This window comes from Paraburkholderia sp. UYCP14C (assembly GCF_004197395.1).
GTDB lineage: Bacteria > Pseudomonadota > Gammaproteobacteria > Burkholderiales > Burkholderiaceae > Paraburkholderia.
This window is the reverse complement of the sequence record NZ_SELS01000153.1, coordinates 1-5,288: the sequence shown is the minus strand read 5'-3', so window position 1 is coordinate 5,288 and position 5,288 is coordinate 1. Positions and strand designations below refer to the sequence as shown.

4 protein-coding genes are annotated in these 5,288 nt (G+C 54.6%); all 4 read right to left on the bottom strand.

Annotated features, from left to right (window positions below):
* Nucleotides 1-94 precede the first annotated feature (94 nt).
* Genes EVC45_RS43335 through EVC45_RS43320 form a run of 4 tightly spaced genes read right to left on the bottom strand, consistent with a single transcriptional unit; the run spans nt 95 to nt 4,238 of the window.
* The gene (locus EVC45_RS43335; RefSeq protein WP_248295514.1) at nt 95-670 is read right to left on the bottom strand and encodes a gamma-glutamyl-gamma-aminobutyrate hydrolase family protein; all 576 of its coding nucleotides are present in this window, start codon (nt 668-670) and stop codon (nt 95-97) included.
* Nucleotides 663-1,730: a fatty acid desaturase family protein gene (locus EVC45_RS43330; protein WP_129964198.1), complete on the bottom strand. Its 1,068-nt coding sequence runs from the start codon at nt 1,728-1,730 to the stop codon at nt 663-665. The genes EVC45_RS43335 and EVC45_RS43330 overlap by 8 nt, the downstream gene beginning before the upstream one ends.
* Nucleotides 1,731-1,759: 29 nt before the next feature.
* Nucleotides 1,760-3,055, bottom strand: a complete 1,296-nt coding sequence (locus EVC45_RS43325; protein WP_248295513.1) for an O-acetylhomoserine aminocarboxypropyltransferase/cysteine synthase family protein — start codon at nt 3,053-3,055, stop codon at nt 1,760-1,762.
* Nucleotides 3,056-3,083: 28 nt separating this feature from the next.
* Nucleotides 3,084-4,238, bottom strand: a complete 1,155-nt coding sequence (locus EVC45_RS43320; RefSeq protein ID WP_129964196.1) for a 2-aminoethylphosphonate--pyruvate transaminase — start codon at nt 4,236-4,238, stop codon at nt 3,084-3,086.
* Between the last annotated feature and the right edge of the window lie 1,050 nt (nt 4,239-5,288).

Here is a 5,288-nt window from a genome sequence, read left to right as displayed (position 1 = left end):
GAACGCCTTTGGCCAGGCGCAGTGCGTTAAAAAGGCCTAATTGCGTCCGCAACCAACTGGGCGCCTACCCTGCCGAACAAAGCAGCTCGTCGCCCTAGATGACAGACGACAGCAAGCCGCCGGAAGCAACCTTCACTGTATGGACAGGACGGTACTGTTCGTCGCGAGGAATATCTGTGTTTTCGCGATGCGAGATCCCCTTGTGCGTCAACGACAGATCTTCGTGCAATGTGCCGCCACGGTAAACGTTCATCTCCTGCAAACCGCGGCAGATCCCCAATACTGGCATATCCAGTTTTTCCGCCACCATCAACGCAACCATCGACAGCCTGTCTCGCGGACGATCCGTCCTGGAGGCGACAATGTCGTCTTCAGCAAGCGCCCAAGTGCCACCGTTCCTGTCAAAGATCCCGGGATCGAGATCTGATTCGTCGCCAGTTAGAACAAGGCCGTCGAGACGACGCATCAGGTCACGTAATCTTTGGAAAATCGCGTCGCAAGGCAGATCGGGGTCGATAGTCGGCAAGATGACGCACTCGACCGACGCGTGTTTAGTCAGCGCCTCGATATAGCGCCGCCGCAACCAATCGCGGTGAACGCCGTCGTGGAGATGACGATTTGCTGTGACCCCGACGACGGCGGATCCCAAGTGGCGAGGTGTATCAGTCATTGACCACGCCCTCCCCTGATAACCGTCCGCGCTGTGCCTCGTACAGCCGCCGGTTCCGCTCAAGCAACTGGTTGATCACACTTGGCTGCCCTTTTGGGCCACTAGCAAAAAGTCCGCCCCATGAATCCGCAACCTCCGCATATCGCGGATCGCGCAACCTGATCTTCTGTGCCCGCTTCAGGTGCCAGAAAGGCACGCCTGGCGAAAGATGGTGTTCCAGATGATATTCATCAAGGTTCGCGCCGACCAGCAGTCGTTCGATCAAATTGCCTTTACGGTTACGCGTCAAGTACACATCTTCAGTCTCGGTCTCGCACATTGGAGAATGCTCAGCGAGCTCAATGAACCAGCCCAAGGCTTGGAACGTGGTTAGATATGGAACAAGCCAGAACACCACAAGCAAATCCAGCGATTGCGTCAAGGCAAAGCCAAAAATGACAATCAGCCAGAAAATCCCAAATCCATAGGTGTCGATCGCGGCGCCCCGCCTGTCGATGTCGCGTTTCCCCTCGCGAGAGATAAGAAACCGTTCACTCCATAGATATTTGAGATAGCGCAACGTCGCTCCGCCAAGCATCGCTTTCCAGACGATGGCAAACGCATATTCACGTGGCGGGCGCACATCGTACACCCCCGACGATATAAAGAACTTCAGGTCGGGATCCCTTTCAGGGTCGCCAAGATATGGATGGTGCAGATGAACATGCGAGTAGCGATAAGCCCAGTGCCGCTGAAAAAGCGGATATGCGGCGAAAACGATGCCGAGCGCGTAGTTCCATCCGGTGCTCTTTGCAAGCGTCCGGTGCGCGGCATCATGCGCGATAGTGGTCAGACCGCGTTGTTGCATGCCGATTAAGAGTAGTGCAAGCGGGTAGAGCCACCACGAGATCCGTATCGTCGCATAAGCGCACGCAAGAATTACGAGATAGTCCTTCACAATGTAGAGCGCGCCGGTTAAATTATCGGGCCTCAATTCGGACAGATCTCGCGTAATGTCGCGCGAGAATCGCGAAGATTTGAAACGTTTGCCGCGCAATTGCCAAGCGTCATAAATTTCCATGATCAAATTCCCCTCCAGAAAGATCGACGTCAGACAGCATCAAGTCCACGTTGAAGATCAGCGACAATATCGTCAATGTTCTCAATTCCAACACAAAGCCGGATCGATCCGTCGAAAATGCCAGCGGCCTCGCGCTTTTCTTTGGGAACGGTTGTGTGCGTTGTCGAAACGGGATGCGTGACCAACGTTCGCGCGTCACCGACATTCGACACGTGGTACATCAGCTCGATGTTGGTTATGAATCTTCGCCCTGCCGCTTCATCGTCCAGTTCAAACATAATCATTGCGCCATAGCCGACGCGGGCGTCAACTAACCCGTCAACAAGCTCCCGTTCGTATCCTGACGACAGCGATGGATATGAGACACGTGCGACCTTCGGATGGGCTTTAAGGAACTCCGCAACCGCGACGGCATTTTCGCAATGCCGCTGCATGCGAAGATGAAGGGTCTCGAGTCCTTGTATCAACTGAAAACTGGCGAGGGGACTGATCGCGGCGCCAGTGTCACGAAGCCATGTCATCCGGGACTTAAGCAAATAGGGACTTGCGCCGAGATCGTCAAGTTTCAGAACAGCCTCTTTCCAGAGGATGTTGCCATGCGCCTCATCTCCCACGTTGAACAACGGAAACCGGACCGCGTCGTCAAACGCGAAGCTTCCGTTATCCACAATCAATCCGCCAAGCGTCGTTCCATGGCCGCAAAGGTACTTAGTCGCGGAATACGTGGAGATACTCGCGCCCAGAGCTTTCGGACAGCAAATCAAAGGGGTTGTCGTGTTATCTACAATAAGAGGAACCCCGCGCCGCTCACCGATTTCTACCAGCGCGGGAACTGGCAACGGAACAAGGCACGGGTTGGAAAAGGTCTCTCCAAACATAGCAATAGTCCTGTCGTCCAACATCCGCTCGAACGATGTTACGTTTCGTGGATCCGCAGACCGTGCCTCGATACCCAATCGTTTGAACGTATTGAAGAGCAGATTCCACGTATTGCCATATAGATACTTCGATGCGACAACGTTGTCCCCTGGCGTTCCGCTGCACAGGTTAGCGATAGCGAGAAAGGTTGCCGACTGCCCTGAGGCTACCGCCATGGCGTCGCTCGCACCCTCTACTGCAGCGAATCGCTTCTCGAGGATGCGTGTTGTCGGGTTGATGATCCTGCTATACGTGAACCCGTCTTCCCTGACGTTATAGATGTCGGCAATTTTTTCTAGATCGCCGTCAAGTTCATAGGCGGTAGATTGATAAATCGGCACAGACACCGCTTTGGTGACAGGGTCATGACGATAGCCGGCGTGTAGAAGTGATGTCTCGCGGTTCATTTTGGCGTTCGCATTGCTTCTTAACATGTCAAATGGCCTTTTTCCATAACTCGGTTATACGGCGGCCCGGGTGGTTTCCGGATTCATCGAATGAAGCTGAAAAGAAGTCTTCAAACGCAATTCCCAGCAGGCGGATCCACAACGGATCAATACATCCCATGCACCCGATCCTGAAACTGCGCGTCGGAAGATGCAGCTTGGTATAGATGTAGAGGTTGTACTCAACGAGATGGGCGTACAGCGCGTCGAGATCTTCTTGCGTATGAACGACATCGCGCGCCGTCAGCGCAAGACATACCGGCGATCGATGCCGCGGTTCCAGCAATGGAGAGGCGTATGGTGCAGTTGCGCGGATGATTGCATCACGGACTGAGGCGTATCGTTCCCCACGGCGCACCACCCCTTCAACAGCCAGCTCTTCGAGTGCCTTAGCACACGCCTGAACAACATGTGTCGGTGGCGTGGAACGCCACTCGCCACTCTGTTCGAAGTTACGCCATTGGTCCCGAACGTCCAACACGAACGAGTTGGTCTCTGAAGACCTGCTATCGAGCGTTTGCAGCGAGGCAACTACAAAGGACACACCCGGCGGACCCTCGATGTACTTGTTACTCGAGGTCACAAGGACGTCAAACGGCACTTCCCTGGCACTGATTTCCACAGCACCGAAAGAACTCATTGCGTCGATAATGGTTCTTACACCATGACGCGCTGCCAACTCTACCATTGGCCGGAGCGGATTGACGACACCCGTGGTCGTTTCGCAGTGCACAAAGCAAAGATGGGTGATCCCCGGATCCGTTTCCAGGGACGCAGCGACTTCCGCCATGGGAAAGGACTGGTCACTCGGGGCAACGATGCTGACGGCATTAATTCCTCGGATCTGCAGCATTTTGAGGATCCGCTCGCCGTAGTTTCCATTAATGCATACGAGAGGCCGGTCTGATGCCCCGACAAATGAAGCTAATGCCGCCTCTACGCCGTAAGACCCGCCGCCCTGTATTGGTACCGCCGAATACCCCCCCCGAGCGTCCAGCAAATCTACAATCAAGTCTCTTACTCGCTCCGTTATATTCTTGAAACTCACGTCACGGGAACCCATGTCGAACTGCATCTCAGCCTTTACTTCGGCGCCAAGCGCCAATGGCCCCGGTGTCATTAAAAATGGGTGCCGTCCGGTCATAGGCCCACACTCCATAGTCGAAAACAATTATGTAAGGACGCGAAAGCGCAGCTCATGCTCCGCCTGACACTCGTCGCGCACTGATATCAAAGATCAAAACAGTTGGTTACCGATTCGGTCGAACCCATCGACCTGGACATCATGTCAATTACCGACTGGAGGTTTGCGCAGGCCCGCTTCGAGTGGTCCATTCCTGCTCAGTAGATAATGATCATGCCACAGTGAACCACCGGCCCAATATGAGTTATTCTTATGGATCCCTAACAACCTCTAATACCGCTGTCGTTCGTCGAGGACCCTGATATGACGACGGCGCGAACTGGTTTGTCCCGTCGTCATACTAAGCATTTGGCGCGTCGACAATTTGTGACATGCCCATGACGGCATTCGCGACGGGACGGGAACGCCGTCGTTGTATATCAGCATCGAATATCCGTTGCGGGCGACCTTGCTCGAACAGCTATGATCGTTTTGAAGTACACGCAACGTGGCGCTACCCCCTGTGGCACCGCAACGGCATGTCACAGTTTCGCCCCGTCGCCTGTCATCGGGCCGATGTGCAACCGACAACACGTCAATTGCAGCTTGGCGCCTTCGATTGATCGCGGTCAACGACACCCCCCCTGTTGCTGCGGCAAACTAGACTCGGTCCGTGACGAGGCAGCGTGGCTCACCAATCCTTCATCTCGCAGTCGCTCGTTCGTACCATACGTGACGGCTTATCAGGATGTTCGGCAGCTGCAGCGCATGCGTGGCCCGAGCCAGCCGCTGGTGGTCAGTGCCCGACCGCTCATCTCATGAATCGCGACAGACAGTTAGTACAGGCATGACCCTCTTCGCCGTAAGCTATGTCGGGCAGAGCGACGTTTCTTGTCGCGATCGGTTTGATAGCAGCACATCGACGAACGATGCGCATACACTGTGAGATGAGAAATGAGTGAGTGATCCCGCGGCGAGGTTTGCCGTTTCCTACCAGGCTGTTGAATTTCGATCCCGCGTAAACGGGATCCTGGGGCCGAACGTTATGGATATTGTGTTCATGATCTTTGG